At 39.3% G+C, this 21939-nt stretch carries 21 protein-coding genes and 1 tRNA gene; 12 read left to right on the plus strand and 10 right to left on the minus strand.

The genetic code is table 11. The features are described from left to right. The first annotated feature begins 25 nt into the window (after positions 1-25). The 7 genes from JW886_RS01195 (at position 26) to recO (ending at position 7124) form a co-directional block, all read left to right on the plus strand. Entirely contained in the window at positions 26-1960 is a 1935-nt protein-coding gene (locus JW886_RS01195) for a BglG family transcription antiterminator (protein WP_205872084.1), read from the plus strand. A 78-nt stretch (positions 1961-2038) separates the two neighbouring features. Beyond that, positions 2039-2470, plus strand: coding sequence for a PTS mannitol transporter subunit IIA (locus tag JW886_RS01200; protein WP_075526149.1), 432 nt, complete (start codon positions 2039-2041; stop codon positions 2468-2470). Between the two features lie 144 nt (positions 2471-2614). After that, the gene (locus tag JW886_RS01205; RefSeq protein WP_205872085.1) at positions 2615-3772 is read left to right on the plus strand and encodes a mannitol-1-phosphate 5-dehydrogenase; all 1158 of its coding nucleotides are present in this window, start codon (positions 2615-2617) and stop codon (positions 3770-3772) included. A 513-nt stretch (positions 3773-4285) separates the two neighbouring features. Then, positions 4286-4358, plus strand: a tRNA-Lys gene (locus tag JW886_RS01215). A gap of 88 nt (positions 4359-4446) precedes the next feature. After that, positions 4447-4986, plus strand: a complete 540-nt coding sequence (locus JW886_RS01220; protein ID WP_205872086.1) for a hypothetical protein — start codon at positions 4447-4449, stop codon at positions 4984-4986. Positions 4987-5069: 83 nt separating this feature from the next. Further along, on the plus strand, positions 5070-6245 hold the full coding sequence (locus JW886_RS01225) for a pyridoxal phosphate-dependent aminotransferase (protein ID WP_205872087.1): 1176 nt from the start codon (positions 5070-5072) through the stop codon (positions 6243-6245). A gap of 117 nt (positions 6246-6362) precedes the next feature. Continuing rightward, positions 6363-7124 carry a DNA repair protein RecO gene (recO, locus tag JW886_RS01230; RefSeq protein ID WP_200407653.1) on the plus strand — a complete coding sequence of 254 codons (762 nt, stop codon included), beginning with the start codon at positions 6363-6365 and terminating at the stop codon, positions 7122-7124. 129 nt (positions 7125-7253) lie between these two features. Here the strand turns inward: recO and lpdA are convergent, their stop codons facing one another. The 7 genes from lpdA to JW886_RS01265 all read right to left on the minus strand — a co-directional run bounded on the left by lpdA (position 7254) and on the right by JW886_RS01265 (position 15245). Next, positions 7254-8672 carry a dihydrolipoyl dehydrogenase gene (gene lpdA, locus JW886_RS01235; protein ID WP_205872088.1) on the minus strand — a complete coding sequence of 473 codons (1419 nt, stop codon included), beginning with the start codon at positions 8670-8672 and terminating at the stop codon, positions 7254-7256. Positions 8673-8781: 109 nt separating this feature from the next. Further along, a complete protein-coding gene (locus tag JW886_RS01240) occupies positions 8782-10383 on the minus strand; it encodes a 2-oxo acid dehydrogenase subunit E2 (RefSeq protein WP_205872089.1) in 1602 nt (533 codons plus the stop codon). After that, complete coding sequence (locus JW886_RS01245) at positions 10376-11356, minus strand: alpha-ketoacid dehydrogenase subunit beta (RefSeq protein ID WP_205271867.1); 981 nt, start codon at positions 11354-11356, stop codon at positions 10376-10378. Before JW886_RS01245 ends, JW886_RS01240 begins: the two co-directional genes overlap by 8 nt. Positions 11357-11358: 2 nt before the next feature. Further along, positions 11359-12483 (minus strand): thiamine pyrophosphate-dependent dehydrogenase E1 component subunit alpha, encoded by a 1125-nt coding sequence (locus JW886_RS01250; RefSeq protein WP_205872090.1) that lies wholly within the window; start codon positions 12481-12483, stop codon positions 11359-11361. A 94-nt stretch (positions 12484-12577) separates the two neighbouring features. Beyond that, entirely contained in the window at positions 12578-13573 is a 996-nt protein-coding gene (locus tag JW886_RS01255) for a lipoate--protein ligase (RefSeq protein WP_075526117.1), read from the minus strand. 231 nt (positions 13574-13804) lie between these two features. After that, the gene (locus JW886_RS01260; protein WP_200407648.1) at positions 13805-14596 is read right to left on the minus strand and encodes a glycerophosphodiester phosphodiesterase; all 792 of its coding nucleotides are present in this window, start codon (positions 14594-14596) and stop codon (positions 13805-13807) included. Next, entirely contained in the window at positions 14586-15245 is a 660-nt protein-coding gene (locus JW886_RS01265; protein ID WP_205872091.1) for an HD domain-containing protein, read from the minus strand. The genes JW886_RS01260 and JW886_RS01265 overlap by 11 nt, the downstream gene beginning before the upstream one ends. A 172-nt stretch (positions 15246-15417) precedes the next feature. Between JW886_RS01265 and JW886_RS01270 the strand changes: the two genes are divergently transcribed. Next, complete coding sequence (locus tag JW886_RS01270) at positions 15418-15588, plus strand: hypothetical protein (RefSeq protein WP_205872092.1); 171 nt, start codon at positions 15418-15420, stop codon at positions 15586-15588. A gap of 26 nt (positions 15589-15614) precedes the next feature. Here the strand turns inward: JW886_RS01270 and trpS are convergent, their stop codons facing one another. After that, positions 15615-16640, minus strand: a complete 1026-nt coding sequence (gene trpS / locus JW886_RS01275) for a tryptophan--tRNA ligase (protein WP_200407645.1) — start codon at positions 16638-16640, stop codon at positions 15615-15617. A gap of 528 nt (positions 16641-17168) precedes the next feature. Between trpS and JW886_RS01280 the strand changes: the two genes are divergently transcribed. The 4 genes from JW886_RS01280 (at position 17169) to JW886_RS01295 (ending at position 19924) form a co-directional block, all read left to right on the plus strand. Further along, positions 17169-17609, plus strand: a complete 441-nt coding sequence (locus tag JW886_RS01280) for an OsmC family peroxiredoxin (protein ID WP_200407644.1) — start codon at positions 17169-17171, stop codon at positions 17607-17609. Between the two features lie 78 nt (positions 17610-17687). Beyond that, a complete protein-coding gene (locus JW886_RS01285; RefSeq protein ID WP_241003778.1) occupies positions 17688-18056 on the plus strand; it encodes a VOC family protein in 369 nt (122 codons plus the stop codon). Positions 18057-18188: 132 nt separating this feature from the next. After that, a complete protein-coding gene (locus JW886_RS01290) occupies positions 18189-19502 on the plus strand; it encodes an APC family permease (RefSeq protein WP_205872093.1) in 1314 nt (437 codons plus the stop codon). A 59-nt stretch (positions 19503-19561) separates the two neighbouring features. Then, the gene (locus tag JW886_RS01295) at positions 19562-19924 is read left to right on the plus strand and encodes a hypothetical protein (RefSeq protein ID WP_205872094.1); all 363 of its coding nucleotides are present in this window, start codon (positions 19562-19564) and stop codon (positions 19922-19924) included. Positions 19925-19980: 56 nt separating this feature from the next. Here JW886_RS01295 and plsX read toward each other — a convergent pair whose 3' ends face one another. Together plsX and JW886_RS01305 are read right to left on the minus strand one after the other, a co-directional pair. After that, positions 19981-20970, minus strand: coding sequence for a phosphate acyltransferase PlsX (gene plsX, locus JW886_RS01300; protein ID WP_205872095.1), 990 nt, complete (start codon positions 20968-20970; stop codon positions 19981-19983). Positions 20971-21073: 103 nt separating this feature from the next. Continuing rightward, a complete protein-coding gene (locus tag JW886_RS01305; protein ID WP_075526109.1) occupies positions 21074-21886 on the minus strand; it encodes a Cof-type HAD-IIB family hydrolase in 813 nt (270 codons plus the stop codon). Positions 21887-21939: the final 53 nt, after the last annotated feature.

The following is a 21939-nucleotide window of genomic DNA, read 5'->3' on the forward strand; positions in this document are numbered from 1 at the left end:
GTAATATAAGACAGAGAGAAGAGTCATGTTTGTAACAAGTCGTGAGCAAAAATTAATTCAAAGTTTTTTAAGACGAGAGCGCCTCACGATTTCTGAGATGATGGAGCTCACCGGTACAAGTCGTCGAACGCTTTACCGTGATCTTGAAAAGTTGCAACAATCTTTACCTGAAGCTATCGAACTCAAAACCTCAGAAGAAGGTTATTACTTGGCAGGCGATCTAACGGAGCTGACAAGGGCTCACGAATTAGTGGAGTATTCGGTCATTGAGCGGCTTTATGGAGAGCTCCTCCTTTTGATTGAAAATAGGGCATCGATACTCTCACTAACCGAGCACTTTGGGGTTAGTCAACCAACTGTAACGAGTGATTTACGTCAAATTGAGCAAACGCTACTAGAAAGCGAATTAGTTTTGGAGCGTGAACATGGCCTAAGAATAAGAGGGAAAGAAGAAAACATTCGATCCGTATTGGTCTCCAGTCTCTTTAATTCTAGTACAATCCAAGAAATTATCAGCGGAACATCCACTAAAAATCGAGTTTTAGAATTTTTAGATTCAGAAAAATTTGTACAAGCTCAAAAGGGGTTTGAACAGCTCGAACTTCCAAGCGGGATGACAGATAAAATCCGTGTGTTGATGCAACTTTTTCTGACAGTGGTTCTCTTACGAATTGAAGAAGGTTACTCATTAGAGTTAGAGAAGGTTCGACAACCCAGTAAACAAGCACTGAGCTTTGTCAATCAGTTACTGACCAAGCTGTCAGTGACTAATTTTAGAATATCAGAGATCCTTTATCTAGCATCAATATATGATGTTCTCTATTTTGGGTTTGGACGCGAAATTCTATTTATGGAGAAATTTGATACAGATTTTTCTTATAAGATTCGTCAGCTTATTGCACAAGTTTCTTCAACTCTAAACATCGAATTTAGTAAGGATGATCGATTGTACGGGCTTTTGTATGCTCATTTAAAAGGGACGGATGTTTTACCAGCTCTCTTTTCAGAAAAACAAAATGATTTTGTAAAGAAAATCGCCAATGATAACGCAAAAATTTTTCAAGCTGTAAAGAAAGAACTCACAGCAGTATTCAAGAAACGTTTTTCAGACGTTGAGTTCGCCTTTGTCACTTTACATTTTGTTGCTACGCTGGAACGGAGTGATTTAGTACTTCCCTTACGTGCCGCCTTAGTAACGAGCCGCGGGCGGATTTCCTGTGAGTTTCTTATGAGTAGCTTAAGAAAAAATTTCCCTTTCTTGAGGAAGATTGATTTAATTCAAAGTTCAAAATCTGTAGATAAAAACCAATATGATGTTATCTTTACGACAGAAAAAGAACTTGATTATCTTTATGTAAGTCGCGACTTAGATCAAAAAAATCTTGATGAGATTCGTCATAAACTTCGAATAATTCAGCAGAACACGAATCCTTCAAGTTCAGAAGAACCACAGAAAAGTTTCGTTAATCTGAATGAACTTTTTAAAGTAGGTAATAAACTTCTGGCGAGTTTTGAAGTAACAGCAATCAAAAATCGTGCAGATTTGACAGATGTTGTCAAACAAGTTGTCAAAGATGTCAATGTAAAAGATTCCGGGTCACTTGTTTCATTGTTAAAAGATAGATTTGAAGAAACACATCTAGCCATTCCAGAAACTCAACTCGCTTTACTTCATGGTGTGCATTCCTCTGTAAATGCCCCGCTCTTTAAAATATATGATTTGAGTCAAAGTATCGAAGTCATTGCTATGAATCGTCAACCTTTGGAGGTCAAACGTATTCTTCTTCTTTTGGCGCCACCAGAAGTACCCGAAGACGTGGCTTATCTTCTCGGTAAAATTTCAAGTTCAATCATTGAAAACAAACTCTATACAAGTATCTATAATTCAGGAAATTATGATATCGTTAGTGAACTTTTAAGAAAGATTATTACCGACTCAATCAGAACCTATGGGGAGTAACTTTACATTTACTGTAAAGACTGTAAACTAAGAAAGGAACTGAAAGCTCGAGTGTTTGTGAGCTTTTCAAAGATTAAAATGGAAATTCAAAAAAATCTAATCAAACTTAATCAAAACTTCCAAACAAAGGAAGAAGCTATTGAATTTTGTGGGGAGCTTTTGGTGGCTGGCGGACATGTGACTCCTGATTATATCCCAGCTATGCTACAGCGTAATGAAGAACTTTCCGTGTACATGGGAAATTTCATCGCAATCCCTCATGGGACAGATGCTGCAAAAAAAGAAGTATTAAAAACAGGTATTGCTATTGTGCAAGTACCACGCGGAGTAAATTTTGGAACGGAGAAAGATCCGAAAGTGGCTACGGTACTTTTTGGAATAGCTGGGATCGGGAATGAGCACTTAGAGCTTATTCAAAAAATCTCAATTTTCTGTGCGGATGTAGACAATGTGGTTAAAATTGCTGATGCTCAAACAGTCGAAGAAATCGCAAATTTTTTTGAAAATTAAGCGTCAAAAGATGAAAAAATGACACAAATTTCTGTGTCATTTCTTTTATTTATTTCCAAAATGTAAAAGCTTACAATTGTTATTATAAAGGGTTTTGAAGGATTTTTTAAAGTCACAAAACTTATAATAAGGAGATGTAAGAAAATGAAAAAAGCAGTACATTTTGGAGCAGGAAATATTGGACGTGGTTTTATCGGTGAAATTTTAAACAAAAATGGATTTGAAATTACTTTTGTTGATATGAACGCATCCGTCATTGATGCGCTTAATGAACGACACGCTTACGAAATCGGTTTAGCAAGCCCTGAGCATGAAAAAATTGAGATTACAAATGTTCAAGGGATTAATAATGGGCAAGATCCCCAACAAGTCGTAAAAGCTATCGCTGAAGCTGATCTTGTGACTACAGCGATTGGTCCAAATATCTTACCATATATTGCAGAACTTATAGCTCAGGGCATTCAAGGACGTAGAACTTCTGGTAAGCAAAGTCCTCTTGATTTCTTAGCTTGCGAAAATATGATTGGAGGCTCTGAATTTTTAGGTGAAAAGGTAGCTGAATATTTATCAGATGAAGATAAAACCTATGTGTCACAGTACATTGGATTTCCCAATGCTGCAGTTGATCGTATCGTTCCCGGCCAACACCATACCGATGTACTCTACGTGGAAGTAGAACCTTTTCGCGAGTGGGTCATTGATGAAAGTCAGTTAAAGAACACTAGCTTTAAACTTGAAGGTGTGCACTATGCCACAGACTTAGAACCTTTTATTGAGCGTAAACTCTTTTCAGTCAACTCTGGGCACGCAACTGTTGCCTACAATAGCGCATACAAAGGCTACCCTACGATTTTGGAAGGTTTACAGCATAAAGAAGTGCTTCAAGCCCTCAAAGACGTACAAGCAGAAACGAGAGCACTCCTTCTAGCAAAATGGGGGAGCTATTTTACAGAGGAAAGTCTATTAGAGTACCATAAAGTGATTATCTCACGTTTTGCAAATCCGGAAATTGTGGATGAAGTTTCACGTGTAGGACGTACACCCATCCGTAAATTAGGCTACGATGAACGTTTTATCCGTCCTATCCGAGAACTAAAGGAGCGAGGTCTTAACTATACTGCACATCTTGATGTTGTAGGTAAGATTTTTGCTTATCAAGATGATCAAGATGTGCAAGCCGTAGAGCTTCAGAAAAAAATAGCAACTACTGATTTACTACAAGTTATCAAAGAAGTGACGGGGCTAAGTGATCCACAACTCCTCCACGAAATAGAAAACATCGTAAAAAAATACAAAAAATAAGATAGCGCTGGAGGTCATCTCCTCCAAGGAACGTTGAATACAAAAGGTAAATTAAACCGTTTCCACTTGAAAAAATTAGGAGAAAGTGTTAATATAGAAGCATAGAAAAGCACTGGAATGTGCGAGCTCTTTCATTTTTTTGACCGACTATATTTGTATTGCATAGGGGTTCATGAGACATTCAATAGCGTAATACCTCGAACGAAAGTAGGGGAAGCTGACTTGAAGCGAGAACACCCACCTGGCGTTTTGGCGGGTTCAATACACGGAAGAGCATACGGCATTCAATCAGTGTTTTTTTGTTGTCTTGAAAACTTAAGGGATAGGTGTGTAAAGGCCGACGAGGGTTATGGTCCTGATGTAAAGCATAGTGTCCCGAAATAGTTAAAGATTCAATCTCATTTTACGTTATCAGCACTATGTGGGCTTATCTAACAAAAATTCTTGCATTTTTAGGCGAAAAGGCGTAAAATAATAGAGTAAGTCTTGTGAAGACATTTCTTATTGTTATAGGCCTCCTTAGCTCAGTTGGTAGAGCAGTAGACTCTTAATCTATGGGTCGTTGGTTCGAGTCCAACAGGGGGCATCATCAAGACATAAAGTCCAGGTAACTGGGCTTTTATTTTATTTAAAAACTTAAAATTAGGCTTGATAGATCTAAAATAGAGGTCGTAATGATGGTTTTACCACTATTTACTGCTGTAATATTAATTTTCATTTCATTTTTCCCGATTATATGGGTTCAACTTTTTGGCTTAAAACCTTTTACAGAGAAAAGATTTGTGGAAGAGCAAAATTCAATAGAGGAACTTGAGCAAATTATTATTGCTGTGCTCGAGTCTTGGAATCAGAAAAGTTTAGTAGATGCTCAGCAGTATTATACGCCAGCACTCATGAAAAAACATGAGAGTCATTTGACGACTCTAGGTTTTGATGGTAAAAAGGTGACTTTAAAGGTCCAAGATGTGGCGGGCCTGATTGCTTCACAAAAAAGAAAAGGAAAGATTTCTGTAAAGGCTACGGTTGTGGCAACTACAGTAACGGATTATCCAGAAGAGTGGTATTATTATCCTAGTGTAACGAGGACTAGAATGCTTGACCATATGATTAAAGGCCCAAGCAAGGCTCCGCCAATGAAAGTGATATATGTCCAACGGTGGTGTTTTATCCGTGATGACAATAAGTTAAAAGTTCAAAAATTTAGTGGCATTTAATCCAATAATTGATGAAAATTTTCTGAAAAAAAGCTATAATAAGGTCAATGTTTTTAGCGAAACTAGCGCACAAAGGAGAACATATGAACTTAACGCAAAAATTTAACCCTAATCTGGATCGTATTGCTATATCATTGATTCGTCAGTTTGACCAACAAGTTTCATCTATTCCTGATATTATTAAGTTGACTTTGGGAGAACCTGATTTTTATACGCCTGAGCATGTTAAACAAGCAGGGATTGCGGCAATCGAAAACAATCAAAGTCATTATACTGGAATGGCTGGTTTACTAGAACTACGTCAGGCAGCTAGTGAATTTATGAATAAAAAATATGGTTTATCTTATGCAGCAGAAGATGAAATTTTAGTTACTGTTGGCGTAACGGAAGCCATTTCTAGTGTTTTATTGTCAATTTTGGTTGCTGGTGATGAAGTTTTGATTCCTGCGCCTGCATATCCTGGTTATGAGCCATTAATTACGCTTGCTGGCGGTTCTTTGGTTGAAATTGATACAAGAGCTAATGATTTTGTTCTTACGCCTGAGATGCTTGAACAAGCGATTGTCGAGCGTGAGGGAAAAGTTAAGGCCGTTATTTTGAATTATCCAGCAAATCCTACAGGGGTAACTTATAATCGGGGGCAAATTAAGGCTTTAGCTGAAGTTTTGAAAAAGCATGAAGTATTTGTGATTGCTGATGAAGTTTATTCTGAATTAAATTACACTGACCAACCGCATGTGTCAATTGCTGAATATGCACCTGAGCAAACAATCGTACTTAATGGTTTATCAAAATCGCATGCGATGACTGGTTGGCGGATTGGATTAATCTTTGCAGCGCGTGAATTAGTGGCACAGATTATTAAGACTCACCAATATTTGGTGACTTCGGCTTCAACTCAGTCACAGTTTGCAGCGATTGAAGCGTTGAAAAATGGTGCTGATGATGCTCTTCCGATGAAAAAAGAATATCTTAAACGTCGTGATTATATTATTGAAAAGATGTCAGACCTTGGTTTCAAAATTATTGAACCAGATGGAGCTTTCTACATTTTTGCAAAAATTCCAGCTGATTTAGAACAAGATTCATTCAAATTTGCTGTGGATTTTGCAAAAGAAAATGCAGTTGCCATTATTCCTGGTATCGCTTTTGGTCAGTACGGTGAAGGATTTGTCCGCTTATCTTATGCGGCTTCAATGGATGTGATTGAGCAAGCAATGGCAAGATTGACGGATTATATCACTCAAAAACGCCCCTAAAAAAATTACTGACAGAGCTGTCAGTAAAATATTTTCAGAGAAAAATCACTGACAAAACCAAGAATTGTCAATGATTTTTTTGATATAATGAAGTGAAATTAGTAAAGGAGAAAAAGAATGCGCGATGCTGAAACCCGGGGATTAGTGCTTTACAGTCGGAATTATAAAGAAAAAGATAAATTAGTTAAAGTGTTCACCGAATCGTTTGGGAAGAGAATGTTCTTTGTTAAAAATTTTGGTAAGTCGCGCTATGCTAGTTCTTTACAGGCTTTTTCAACTGCTCAAATTACGGCGACAATAAATGATGAAGGCTTCTCATTTATTGATGATGTGAGTGAAGTAATCACTTACAAAAATATTGCTGCTGACATTTTTGTCAATGCGCATGCCTCTTATCTGATAAGCTTGGCTGATGCAGCCATTAGTGATAATCATTATGATCCGGCCCTTTATGCATTTCTTATCAGAAGTCTAGAGCTCTTAGATCAAGGTTTTGATATGGAAGTTATTACTAATATATTTGAGCTACAAATCCTTAATCGATTTGGAGTTTCTTTAAATTTTGCAGAATGTGCTTTTTGTCATACTACTAGAGGACCATTTGATTTTTCTTATAAATTTAGTGGCTGTCTTTGCTCCCGGCATTTTGATGAAGATTTACGGCGGAGCCATCTTGACCCGAATGTGATTTATTTGGTCAATCTTTTTCAAGAAATATCTTTAGATGAACTCAAAAAAATCTCGATAAAAGCAGATATGAAATTAAAAATTCGGCAATTTATTGATGGGATCTATGATGAATATGTGGGTATTCATCTCAAGGCGAAGAAATTTTTGGACTCCATGCAGCCAGGTTCGTGGGCGGATATTATGAAATGAGCCTGTGGATAAGATCAAAAATCTTTTCCTAATAAAATTATCCACAGGGAAAACTTTTCAAGGGGATGAGCTTTATCGAAATTTACTATAAAAAAACACTGACAGCTCTGTCAGTGTTTTTTAATTTTATTAAACGTGGATTGGTAAGCCATCAGCCAATTCAGCTGTATCCATAATCGCTTCACCAAGTGTTGGGTGAGGTTGGATGGTCAATGAGATATCTTTAGAAGTCAATCCATTTTCAATCGCTAGTGACAAACCAGAAATCAAGTCAGATGCACCAGGACCAACAATTTGCGCTCCAATGATGGCTCCTTCCTTAGTTTCGGTAATCAACCGTAAGAAACCAGTAGTATCATTCATTGAAATGGCACGACCATTTGCAGCAAATGGGAACTTAGAAATCTTAACATCTTTGCGATCTTTCACTGTTTCAGGCGTTTCACCGACAGTTGCCAATTCAGTAGTCGTATAGGCTACAGCTGGTAAAGCCACGTGTAAATCGACATCATCTTCAGCGCCAGCAATTGCAGCTGCAGCAACTTTAGCTTGGAAAGAAGCTTTATGAGCAAGCATTGGACCAGGCACCACATCACCAATTGCATAAATGTGGGGCACGTTTGTTGCATAAGATTCATTAACCTCAATCAACCCGCGGTCAGTCAACTTAACATCAGTATTGTTCAAACCGATTAAATCAGTATTTGGGCGACGGCCAATAGAGACGAGTAAGTAATCACCAGTCACTGTTTGTTCTTTTCCGTCCACTTCAAACGTCAAAGTCACATCTTTATCAGTTTGAGTAGCAGATTTAGCCATTGCTGAAGTAAAGATTTCAGAACCAGCAGATTTCACGCGATTAGCAATGATATCAGACATTTCTTTATCAAACCCATTTAAGATGTGATCCAATCCTTCAACGATTGTAATCTTAGAACCGAGCATCCGGTAAGCTCCACCAAGCTCAGATCCAATAACTCCTCCCCCAACAATAATCAAATGTTTAGGAACTTCTGGAAGTGACAAAGCACCAGTGGAGTCAATAATACGACCACCAAATGGGAAAGAAGGGATTTCGATAGGACGTGAACCAGTAGAGATAATCACATCATTAAATTGTAAAAGTTGGAAACCATCTTCTTGTTCAACATTAATTGTATTATTGTCAACAAATTCTGCCGTTCCTTTAATCACGTCAACTTTGTGCTTTTTAAGTAGCATTTTAACGCCACCTGTCAACTGGTTGACAACTTTATCTTGTTTCCATTTTTGAGCAGAAGCCCAATCAAGCTCTACTTTACTCATTGAAAGGCCGAAAGGATTTTTCTTTTCCGCAGCCTCCAAAGATTCTTGATAATGGTGACCAATATTAATCAATGCTTTTGAGGGAATGCAACCAATATTTAAACAAACCCCACCGACATTATCTTTTTCGATAATTGTAACTTTTTTACCAAGTTCAGCCGCACGAATGGCAGCAACATAACCACCAGGGCCAGAACCAATAACAACCAAATCAACTTCTGTTGCTTGTGCACCAACAACCATAATATATCCTCTTTCTTGTAAACATTAGTGTCAAATTGATTGACAATATTGTAAACTAGCTGACAAAACTTGTCAGCTGATGGAAAATGACGTTTTCGTTATTTTCCTATTAAATCTCCATCAACATAAACTCAGGATCAGCCAAAAGTGATTTCAAGTAGTTAAGAGAACTTTGTCCTAACATGCCATCAATCAAACGGTGGTCATAAGTTAGTGACAATTTCATATTTTGACCTACGACAATTTCACCTTCTCCATTGACAATTGGTTCTTTAACAATTGAGCCGAGTCCCAAAATCATGACATCAGAACCATTAATAATAGGTGTAAACCATGAGCCACGCGCAGAGCCAATATTTGAAATTGTTATAGTTGAAGCTTGCATTTGCTGTGGTTTCAATGTGCCTTCACGTGTAGCAGTAGCTAACTCAGCGATTTCTTTGGCAATTTCAAGAATTGATTTATTTTCAGCTTCATGAATAACCGGCACATACAAACCGGTCGGTGCATTGACTGCAATCCCTACATTAACGTGTTCGTGATAAACAATTTCTTGTTTTTCATAATCCACAGAAGCATTGATATCTGGGAATTTATGAGCAGTAGTGGCCAAAGCTTTAGCAACATAAGCAAGATAAGTTAATTTGATATCTTGTTTAGCGGCAATTTCTTTAAACATTGCACGATGTTTGACCAACTTAGAAACTTCAACTTGATCAAAGTTTGTTACTGGTGGAATGTGTGTATGTTGAGCAGTCATGACTTTAGAAACAACTTTACGAGTTGGATTCATTGCTTCACGTCGATCACCAGCCCCTGCTTTAACGCTTGGCGCTTTTTCAGCAACAGGAGCTGCTGGTTTATCAGCCTTAGGTGCTGGAGCAGCTTCTGATGCTGTATTTGCTGCAGGAGCAACATTGCCAGATTCAAAGGCTTTAACATCAGCTAAAGTGGTATGACCATGACGACCCGTTGCAGGAACTTGTGTTAAATCAATCCCTGCTTTACGAGCGTAGTGACGGACAGAAGGCATCGCAAGGATGTGTCCAGTAGAAGTCGTTTTTGTCATTGACGAATCAGCAGGAGTGGGTTGAGGAGCTTCAGCTGTTTGTGGTTGAGCTGGAGTAGGAGTAGGATTAGTTGTTGTACTCTCACCACTTCCATTGTATTCAATCAAAGGAGCCCCAACTTCTACAGTTGTTCCAGCTTCAACGAAAAGTTTAGTGACTTTTCCAGAATATGGAGAAAGAATTTCTTGCATGAGTTTATCATTTTGAACCTCTGCAACAGGATCATCTTCTTTAATTTCGTCTCCAACTTTAACTAACCAGTTGGCGATATCTCCTTCATGCATTCCTTCACCAATATCAGGCATCGTGAAGATTTGAGCTTCTCCAGAAGGCGCATCAGTTGTAGCAGTATCAGAACCAGCTGTTTCTTGAGGAGCAGGAGCGGCTGCAGAAGAGCCTGAACCGTCACCATCAAACTCAACCAAAGGAGCATCAACTTCTACGGTTGTTCCCTCTTCAACAAATAGTTTAGTAACAGTCCCAGAGTAAGGAGAGAGAATTTCTTGCATAAGTTTATCATTTTGTACTTCAGCAATGGGATCATCTTCTTTAACAACATCTCCAACTTTAACTAACCAGTTGGCAATGTCTCCTTCGTGCATTCCTTCGCCAATATCAGGCATTTTAAAAATCTCAGTCATAGTCAACCACCTCTTTAACTTTATTCACAATATCTTCAGCTTTAACTGCCCAGTCATTTTCTGCTTGTGCAAATGGGAAAATTGAGTCAGGGCCAGTAACACGTCCAATTGGCGCTTTAAGGTTCAAAACAAAACGTTCTGAAATTTCGGCCATGACATTCGCTGCGATACCGGCTGTACGTTGAGCTTCTTGAACAACGACCACACGCCCAGTTTTTTCAACTGTTTTACCAATTGAGGCAATATCAAGAGGAGCAACTGTTCTGAGGTCAAGGACTTCAGCTTTAATTCCCTCTTTTTCGAGTTGTTCAGCTGCTTTAAGAGCAAGTGGAACTGTTCCACCATAAGCAATGATTGAAACATCAGAGCCTTCTTTAGCGACTGCAGCAGTATCAAGTGGCGTAGTATAGTAACCTTCAGGAACCTCACCTTTAAGAGAGCGATAAAGGTGAAGGTTTTCAAGGAAAATAACAGGGTCGTTATTTTCAATTGAAGCCAGCAACAATCCTTTAGCATCAGCAGGATTTGAAGGCATTACAACACGAATTCCGGGGATTTGTGAAAAGAGCCCTTCAATTGAATCCGCGTGCATTTCAGGCGTTTTAGTCCCAATTCCATAAGGTGTACGCACGACAATATTATTTGAACGTGTGTTATTAAAACGATAACGTGTCCGGCTCATTTGTCCAGCAATTGAGTCGAAAACTTCAAAGATAAAGGTTCCGAATTGGATTTCCATAATGGGGTGGAAACCTTGTGTTGCAAGACCAATGGCCATTCCACCAATTCCTGATTCAGCAAGTGGCGTGTTGAAAACACGTTCTTCTCCATATTTTGCTTGCAGACCATCAGTAGCACGGAAAACCCCACCATTTTGTCCAACGTCTTCACCAAAAATGAGTGCATCTTTATCTTTTTCGAGCGCCAAATCAAGCGCTTCTGTAATTGCTGCAATATAAGTTTTTACTGCCATTCTTATTTGCCCTCGCTTTCAAATTTTGCAATTTGTTCTGCCATTGCTTGGCTTGGCACTTCAAGTGTATTTTTAATAAAGCTAGAAATTTTTTGTTTTTCAACATTATTAGCTTTTTTAATATCAGCATCAATGCGAGCATCAAGTTCAGCAATATAAGCTTCCTCTTTCTCTGTATCCCAAAGTCCTTTTTCAGTCAGGAAATTACGCATACGAACGAGAGGTTCTTTTTTCCACCAAGCTTCAATGTCTTCTTTAGTACGATAGCGAAGTGGGTCGTCACCAGCTGTTGAATGTGGTTCTAAACGGTTTGTAATGGCTTCAATAACAACGGGACCATTTCCAGCTACTGCCCAAGCACGAGCTTCTTTAGAAGCAAGATACATGGCAATCGCGTCCATTCCATCCACTACGATAGAAGGAGCGCCTGCGGCCCAACCTTTAGCAGCTAAATGAGGAGCAGCACTTTGGAGACTACGAGGTGTCGAAATGGCATAGCCGTTATTTTGGATAAAGGCAACAAGTGGGGCTTTGTAAGCTCCAGCAAAGTTAATTCCTTCATACGTATCACCTTGTGAAGAACCACCATCACCAGTGTAAACGAAAGCGACAGCATCTTTTTTACGTTTTTTTAGTCCGAGTGCGACACCAGCGGCTTCAACGTATTGAGCACCAATGATAATTTGTGGGAACCAAGAGTTTACAGGTTTACCGTCGTCGGTAGTATACTCATTACCAAGTTGATGTCCACGAGACCAAAGAAGACCTTTCCAAATTGGCCAACCTTTTGCGTAAATCTGTGGCAAGTCACGGTAACCAGGGAAGAGCCAGTCTTCGTCAGTGAAAGCAAAAGATGAGGCCATTTGAGAAGCTTCTTGACCAGCGTGAGGTCCAAAGAATCCCATACGTCCTTGTTTAGCTAATTTCATGGAGCGAATGTCAACTTGACGCGCAAAAAGCATGCTTTTAAAGAGTTCAACGAGTTTTTCATCAGAAAGTCCTGCACGTTTAAGACCCTCTTCGTCAACAATTTTTCCTTCTTCATTAAGAATTTGAAGCATTGGAAATGTAGTGTCTTGCAGTTCTAGCTGCGCTTTGAAATCTAAGATTTGTTGTGAGTTTGACATAATAGATTTCCTTTCTATTTTTGTGTATCTATATCTAGAACTTAGCATTTTTAGCTGAAGTTTTCTAGGAGTACGCTTGTGAATATTACAATGCTTAGTTTAAATCACCTTTAAACATTTCAGCAAGTTCTGCATTGGTAATTGTGCCAAAATATTGACCTTCTTTGTTCTTTTCAAGGACATTCATAACCGCTTCCGGTGTGAATTCAACGCCCAGAAATTGATCCTGGATATCACGCCAATCTCTCACGCCTAAGAAGTCTCCTTGGAAATTGATATCGGTGATTTTACCATTTTCAACATTCACTTGGATATCAATCACCCCACCTGCATATTTGGCATGATTTTGAAAGGAGAATTTTGGCGACTCGCCATAATTCCAATCCCAAGTAGCAAATTGCTCATCACGCAATTTTTTGATTGAGGAAAGTTGGTCTTCACTAAGTACGAGTTCGCCATCTTTACCTTGATCAGTGAGGTAGTATTTCAAGGCATCGATAAAACTTTCTAAAGTTAAATCGTTCGGAGCAAAGTCTTTAATGTTACCCACTCGAGCACGTACGGATTTTGCCGCCTTACTCACGAATTTTTCATCGGAAACATTAAGGGAACGTATCATTGCCTCGACATCAGTGTCCCATAAAAGCGTACCATGATGCATGAGATAACCACCAGCGTAGCGTTGTGCATTTCCCGAAATTTTCTTACCGTCTACTTCAAGATCGTTTCGACCAGTGATTTCAGCATTGATGCCAACGGCATGAAGTGCTTCATACATGGGTTGAACAAATTTCTTGAAGTTTACTGTTCCTGAGTTTTCAACAGGAACAAAAAAAGTGAAGCAGATATTACCTTCATCGTGATAAACGGCTCCGCCGCCAGACACACGACGTACAACTTGAACGTCGTGGCTATCGATGTAGTCTTGATTCACTTCAGCAAATGTATTCTGGTTGCGTCCTACAATAACAGCACGTTTATTTTGCCAGAGAGCAAAGACAGGTTCAGTTGGTTTCAAATGTGTAAGTAACCAGCTGTCCATTGCGATGTTAGTATAGGCGTCTTGACCAAGATAGTTGATAAATTGCATGTTTATGCACCTTCCCCCAATCGTTGTGACTGTTTTGTCAAAGGTATTTGACAAATTTACACGCACAGTTTAATTATACCTATTGTGAAACCAAAAGTAAAGGAAAATGGTTTGCGCTTACATCAGTTGTTACTAACAGGTCCAATACTTAAAGATTGTGAAATTATTAGCATTGGGGAAATTTATAAAAAAATGCCCTTGTGTGCAAGAAGGCATTCTTTATTTCTATTTTTATTTCTGGCATTGCTTACGAATACGTCGCGCTTTTTCGGGATAATCCGTAATAATAGCAGCAACATTTTTTGTAAGTAACTTTTTTATGTCTCGTTCAGCGTTGACTGTCCAGACACGTAAAGGTTTACGGGAAGATTCAAAATGCTTAGATAAAGCGTAACTTTTTTTAGGGTGGAGAGCAGTTATGAAGTCAGCTTCTAATCCTCGCTCAATTTCATTTTGATTATTATAGGTGAGGTAGGCTAAATCTACTGTGGGTTCAAGTTCATGAAGAAGTTCCAGACTTCGAAAGTTAAAAGAGCTATAAAGGTATGTAAAAGAGAGTTCTCGCTGAACCATTTCCTCAGAGAGAATGGTCTCGATATCGGGATAGTGGATATGATCCGTTTTAACTTCAATATTTAAGCAGCCGGTAAAGTTGTTAGCTTCCAAGAAGTCAAGAACTTCACCTAAAGTAGGAATTTTTTCGTGCGTATAGACTTTTTTGATGAGCAGTGAACGGAAGCGCTGGATAAAAGTTAGAAGGGGACTAGAAGCTTGGAGCTTAAAGTTGCATCCAGCGTCGAGCGTCTTGAGTTGTGACAAGGTCAAATCATGAACAAATCCCTTGGCGTTGGTCGTACGATTAACTGTTTCATCGTGTATTACGATAAGTTCATTATCCTTGCTGAGATGTACATCTAGCTCAATACCGTCAGCTTTTTCTCGGAGCGCTTGTTGAAAGCTTGCAAGAGTGTTCTCGGGTCGGCACCAACGGGCACCGCGATGGGCAAAAATTTTAGTTTCCATGGGGTAGAGTATTTTCCTGATATTCACGTTTTATTTCATGCACGAAATCGTGCATGATTTTACTGCGAGTGGATCCAATACGTCGAGCTTCTGCAGTATTGAGAAGATCCTCTAGTAGAAAGAGCTTTTCGTAGAAATGATTGAGGGTGGTGCTTTTAGAATTCTTATGATAAGCCGTTTTAGAGGCATAGCTAGTTGGTTTAAGCTGTGGATTGTAGAATTCCCGATTATGAGCCCAGCCATATTCTAGCGTGCGAACGATGCCCCATGCGCCCATAGCATCAAGACGGTCAGCATCTTGAACAATTTTCCCATTCAAAGAAAGATTATTCTTTTTTATGATGTTGTTAGAGTAGCTCATCTTGTCAATGATATCAAAAATTTCACTGATGGTTTCGTCAGTAAAAATTTGGCTCAAAAAAGTCGTGACTTTTGCTTTTTGAGTAGGCACGTCAGTTGTCAATTTATCATCGTAAGTGTCATGGAGATAGCAGGTGGCAAGTACCAGCTCGCGATTTGCTGATGGCTCTGTCAGTAAAATTTTTTCAGCCAACGCTACCACGCGCTCGATGTGGTCAAAGCCGTGACCGTCATTGTTCTGCGCGTGAATGTCTTTGGCAAAATTGGCGATTTTTTGTAGAGGTGTCATGATTCAATTATACTTTAAAATGGCAAAAATTGGCTGGAAAAGCTGATTTTTAACTGTTGAAAATTAATGATTGACAAAATAGTCAGAATATTTTATGATTACTCATAAGCTTTACTTCAGTGTATAAAAGTTCATAGTGATAAAAGAGTATTGAAATCATAGGAGGAGAGATATGAAAAAATTATATTTGTTACTTATCGTTGTTGCCCTCATTTGTTTAGCTGCAACGTTAGTTCTCTTTAAAGTAATGCCAACAGGAAGTTATGTTCCTTTTGTTCCATGGCTAGTTTACATTATCTTTCTCTTTATTTTTCAATATCAAAAGAAAAAAGTAAAACAATAAAATAGAGTAGCTAAAGCTACTCTATTTTATTTAAAATAATTAATTCCCATGGCAGATTTGACTTCGTCAAGTGTTTGTGCAGCCACGCTTTCAGCTTTTAGGGAACCCGCTTTGAGCATGTCGTAAACGTAGTCCATGTTTTTCGCGAACTCGATGCGGCGCTCGCGAATTGGCGACAGCTCACGGTCGAGGACTTCCAGCAGGTAGCGCTTGGTTTTGACATCGCCCAGGCCGCCGGCTTGATAGTGCGCCTTCATTTCAGCGATCGTCGCCGCATCTTCAGGTTTACCGAAAACGTCAAGGTAATGGAAAACCATATTGCCCTCGATTTTTCCGGGATCTTCAACTTTGATGTGGTCGGGGTCCGTATACATGGACATGACCTTTTTCTTGAGCGTATCCATGTCGTCTGCTAGGAAAATACCGTTGCCCAATGATTTGGACATTTTAGCGTTACCATCAAGTCCTGGCAGGCGTCCAGCTGCTTCATTTTCAGGGTAAATACCTTCTGGTTCAACCAGTGCGTCGGTGTTATAGGCATTGTTGAAGGAGCGTACGATTTCGCGTGTTTGCTCAATCATCGGTTTTTGGTCATTACCAACCGGGACATGTGTGGCTTTGAAAGCTGTAATGTCTGCCGCCTGTGACACGGGGTAAACCAAAAAACCAGCAGGAATTGATTCGCCAAAAGCTTTTTGAGCAATCTCGGTTTTAACTGTTGGATTACGTTCAAGGCGTGCTAGAGAAACTAAATTCATGTAGTACATTGAAAGTTCAGCTAGTTCAGGGATTTGGCTTTGGATGAAAATGGTTGATTTTTCAGGATCTAGACCAGCCGCTAAATAATCTAGTGCTACATCCCCTACAGACTGGCGAATAAGCTCAGGTTCTTTAGCGTGGTCAGTTAGCGCTTGTTGGTCTGCTAAAAAGACAAACATATTGTATTTATCTTCGTTTTGCATTTTAACTCTATTTTGAAGTGAGCCTACGTAATGGCCAATATGAAGTTTTCCTGTTGGGCGATCGCCTGTTAAAATGGTTGGTTTTGTCATGAGATTCTCCTTTTGTTTTCTGTTTATAGAGAGGCATAGCATATTGTAAACTTGGTTTACAAACTTCAGTAAATCAAACAAAAAACACCCGTAGAGCAAGCAAATGCTCTACGGGCGCTAATGCGCGGTGCCACCGTAATTTTGAAATCAAAGATTTCCTTAAAACTTGTCAATAAACAAGTTGCTTTGTAACGGGAGCTACCGTGATTTTTATTGTATTAAATCAGTATGGAAAGAACCAAGAAGTTCTAAATTATTGCTTACGCATCAAACAAGCCCATTCACCTTGTGAGAAACATCGGTTTACACAGCCACCGACTTCCTAGAGATTCTACCTCAAAGCTACTTTCTTGTTTATTGTTATAAATTTTACACTTTTTGTGTGAAACTGTCAACATTTAAAAATAAAACGGATTTCTTGATTCCCCAAAAATAAAGCGCTATACTCGAAAAGTAAACGTCGTTTTACTATTGTAAATTAAGAAATAAACGAAGCGTCTTCGCTTTTGACTTGTAAAGGAGAAAATCATGGCAAATATATCAGTAGCATCAGCTCATTGGGAAGATAGTCTGGAAGAAGGTTTTGGGACAATTTCCGCAGAATCTTCCCAACTCTTCACGGAAGCACCTTATAATTTTAAAGCTCGAGCAGAAAGCCAAGTGCATATTACAACACCTGAAGAATTACTTGGAGCGGCTCATGCGGCTTGTTTTTCTCAAGCTCTGGCTCTCTTTTTGGGAGAAAAGAAGTTAGTCGCTAAATCAATTGATACTACAGCTGAGGTCACTTTTGATGTAGTAGATGGTGCACCAACGGTAGCGAAGATTCATTTAAAGAACGTAAGCGATATCCCGGGACTTTCACAAGCTGATTTTGCAGAAATTGCGGAGTATACAAAAAACAATTGTCCTGTATCACGGGCTCTTGCAGGTGTGCAAGAAATTAGCTTAGAAGCTCATCTAGCCTAACAGAGCGTAAAAAGTAGAGTTTTTTCCTGCTTTTTTTTAAGCGTTTATAAATAAGCGTACACAAATGGAGGAGCAACAATGACCCTTAAAATGAGCACACAGCTGTATGTAGAGAATGTTGCTCTAGAGCGGCGTTTTTTCAGCGCTATTGGCTTTACTGAGATTGCTTTTCAGGAGGTAGAAGGAAGTGAGACCGTAACCTTTGCACCAGATAATAAAGGAAATGCGCTTTTACAGATTTGGGATATCCAATTTATCCGAGCCGTAAGCCCTGAGGTGGCAGAAAATAAGCCTTCTTTGCTGTTTACGGTAGATGATATCGGGGAGTGGCATGATCGTGTGGAGGCGCTCGGAGGCTTTACGAGTGAACTTGAGACACTTGGAGATAAGCAAACATTTAACTTTCAGACTCCTAATGGTTGCTTTTTTGCATTTATGGAGAACTAAAAAAGAACGCCTGAGGGCGTTTTTTAACTGATATTATAAGATGTTCTTTTAGAGCACTCTTTTCGTCAATTTCTGATATAATCTGTTTAAAGAAAAAAAGAAAACGATATCATTTTAGGAAGAGGTGTTGTGATGAAAAAGCCTGCTTTACTTTCACCTGTCGCCATTTATTTATTAGGCATAAATTCTATTATTGGATCAGGGATTTTCCTGCTTTCAGGTAAGATTTATCAGGAAGCTGGACTGATGAGTTTAGGGGCCATTCTATTGGCGGGTTTGTCTGTCTCAGTGATTGCCTTTGCTTATGCTAACATGAGTAAAATTTATTCTAAAAATGGCGGAGCGTTTGTCTATGTCAAGGAAACCTTTGGTCGTTTTCCGGGGTTTGTCGTTGGCATGGTGACCTGGATTTTGGGAACGGTCACATTGGCAACAGAAGTTTCGGCTCTTTTGACTGCACTGAAAATGATTTTACCGCACTTTAATGGACTTCTGTTTGGTTTAGGGCTTATTCTGTTTCTCGGTCTTCTCTCTTATTTTGGCAGCGCCTTGATTGCAGGATTGGATAATTTGACCTCTTTTGTCAAAATTGCACTGGTAATGATTTTTATCTTCAGTTGCATTTGGATAGTAAAAGGGAGCCATTTTAGCGCTGAAAATTTACTGACAGCCTCGTCAGTAAAAAATTCGGGTTTACACGGTTTTCTGTCAGCTTATGGTACCGTATTTTTCTTCTTTACAGGCTTTTCGTTTTTACCAGTTAATGCGGAGAAAATGAAAAATCCCGCCAAAAATTTGCCAAAAATGTTGACCCTGGTCATGTTGACTTGTCTGTCAGTTTATTTGATCATTCAAGCCATTACCATTGGTGTTCTAGGTCCTTCCTTAGTAAATACAGTAGTGCCGGCAGCGACAGCTTTCAGTAAAATTGTAGGAATGCTTGGGATTCCTTTATTTGTGGTCGGGATTTGCTTATCCATTTTAGGCGTTATTGTGGCGACGACTTTCAATACCCCAACCATCCTAGCCAGTCTTGCGCAGGCTCATGAGGATGTGCCCATGTTTGTCGCCAAAACTAACCGATTTGGTACGCCAACTTGGGCGATTATCTTGTCGACTCTTGCGGCTATGGCCCTTTTTCTGACAGGAAACTATGTTTTTTTGAGTGGGTTGACCGTTTTTATGAGTTTTGTGCAATATTTATCAACTGGCCTAGCCAATCTCAAGAAAAAGTTTATCTGGGTTGGGCTTGGGAGTAGCTTATTCTCACTGGTCTTATTAACTAGTTTCACCCTCTCTGTTTTAGTTTTAGGCAGTGGTATTTTGCTGGCGCTGGTACTAATTTACTTCATTGTCAAGCTAGACGATACGGCAAGAGAAGCGTGGCTGAAAACCAAAGAAAATAAGGCGAAGGGTGCTGATGTCAATACGGTAAAACGTTTGTAAACTTTACTGACAGCCTCGTCAGTAAGGTTATGGGTGAGGCAGGATAGAAAGGATTAAAGATGACAAAAAAAGAATATGCTTTTTGGTCGGTCAGTTCCCTTTTTCTAGTTGTTGGTGCTGGAATTTTCTTCTTAGCGGCCTATCCAGCTAGAAATTGGGGCTTAGTAACTTTAGTTATCGGTCTTGTTTTATCCTTGTTGATTAAAGATAAAAAATCCCCGCCCAAACCTCTTCCACAAAAACTTTATCAAAGGCATGCTTTTTGGGCCGGGATAATTATTGCTCTGCTCTTAATTTGGGCGGTTTACTGGTTTCTTTTTGGTAATGAAGCGAGCTATAATTATGTTATTTTGATTCTTGTAGCTGAGGTGGTGATTTTTAATTATTTTGGTACAAAATATGATTGGCGAAGTAAAAAGTGAGGGATAAAAAGTCACTGATGGACTTGTCAGCAAAAAAACTCGGTTTTCCGAGTTTTTTATTTGTTCATATTTTCAAAATGATTAACTAATTTACCAGATACGTCAGAGTCGACCATCTTGTGGACTTGACGTAAGGCTTGGGCGATTTCTTCAGCACCAGAATTACCGTGTGCTTTTACTACAGGAGCCTTTAATCCAACAAATGCTGCTCCTCCACCGCTACCAGCTAAATCTTTAAGGCTGGCAAGGGCAGGCGCCACCAAAGCTCCCCCAATTTTTGTTTTCAAACTTCCGTTTTTAATCGTCGATTTAATGAGTTTAAAGACACCACTCATTGTACCTTCTATTGACTTCAAAATGGCGTTTCCCGTGAAACCATCAGCAACAACGACATCTGCGCTGCCTTCTAAGATATCCCGTGATTCAATATTACCAATAAAGTTAATTTCGGTCATTGCAGAGAGAAGCGCATGAGCTTCTTTAACGGCAGGTGAACCTTTTGACTCTTCGGCACCGTTAGAAATAAGGGCAACGCGAGGTTGCGTAATACCACGAACGTTTTCAGCATAATAGGCTCCCAAAATGGCGAAATCTACCAAGTGTTGAGCGGTATTTTCGGTGTTAGCTCCAAGATCTAGCATGTCAAAGCCACGTCCATCAAGTGTGGGGAGAGTAGACATCAAAGCAGGGCGCGAAACTTGTTTGATGCGTTTGACAAGCATCAAACCAGCGGTTAAAAGTGCCCCTGTTGATCCAGCTGATAAAACAGCATCAGCTTCGCCTTTTTTGACTGCTGTTACGGCTCGGACGAGAGAGCTATCTTTTTTCGATTTGATAACAGCGACGGGATCATCGTGGAAATCAATGACCTCGGTCGTTTCGATAATTTCCACATTTTGTTCATCTTCTAAGTATTCCTCTATTTGAGCTTTATCGCCGTAAAGTTGAAAAGTCACATTCGTCAGTTCTTTTTTCGCCAAATTGACTCCTTTGACGATATTTTCGGGAGCGAAATCTCCTCCCATTGCATCAATTGCAATTTTCATATAAAATTCTCCAAATCAAATAAGTTATCATTAAAATTATAACAGAAAAAGTGACGCAGGCGTCACTTTTGGTGATTTCATCTTTCGGTCACCCAAGAGAGGATTAAACCTCTTCCAGAATTTTTTCAATCTCGAGAAGAACAGCATCTTCATCGTTGCTCAGGATAACTTTGTCAGCAATCGCTAAGATTTCCGGAGCTGCATTACTAACGGCATAAGCAGCACCAGCATATTCTAACATTTCAAAATCATTCATTTGATCACCAAATACTGCAAGGTTTTCTGGTAACCAATTGAAATGGGCTAAAAGATGCGCGAGGCCAGAAGCTTTGGAAATACCCGTGGGTACAATATCAATACTCGTAAATCCTGTGGTTGTAGCACGAATGAAAGGCAGGCGGTTGGTTACCCATTGCTCACAGTCACGCACATGTTGATCTGGAAAATCTGTCGTGATTTTCAAAAGCTTGTCATCAATATCTGCCAAGTCGTGATAAAGTTGGCAATTAGGATAATAGAGTTTGGCATGTTTCAAGTAATCTTCGGAAATTCCTTCAGGGTAGTAAGCTCCCTTAAGCCCTGAAATTAAATAATCTTGTTTAGGACTATAGGGCATTTCTTGTAGTGCGTCAATAAGTTCTTGAGTTTGCGCAATGCTTAAATCCTTCGCAAAAAGAATTTTTCCTTGATAAGCTACCACTCCGCCATTTTCAGCCACAAAAGCCATGTGATCTTTATATTCTGAAAATACTTGGGTTAACCCAAGTAAGGAACGTCCTGAAGAAGCAGCGAAAAGAAGTCCCTTGGCTTGAATCTGTGGAATGAGTTCAGCAAGTTTTTTATGGTTGTAAGAATGGTCATTACGTAAAAATGTTCCGTCCATATCGGTTGCAAAAAGTTTTAATTGTTTTGTCATAAATGTCTCCCACTTTACTGATAGCGCTATCAGTGAATGAAAAGGAATTCTGT

This window comes from Lactococcus taiwanensis (genome assembly GCF_017068355.1).
Taxonomy (GTDB): Bacteria; Bacillota; Bacilli; order Lactobacillales; family Streptococcaceae; genus Lactococcus; species Lactococcus taiwanensis.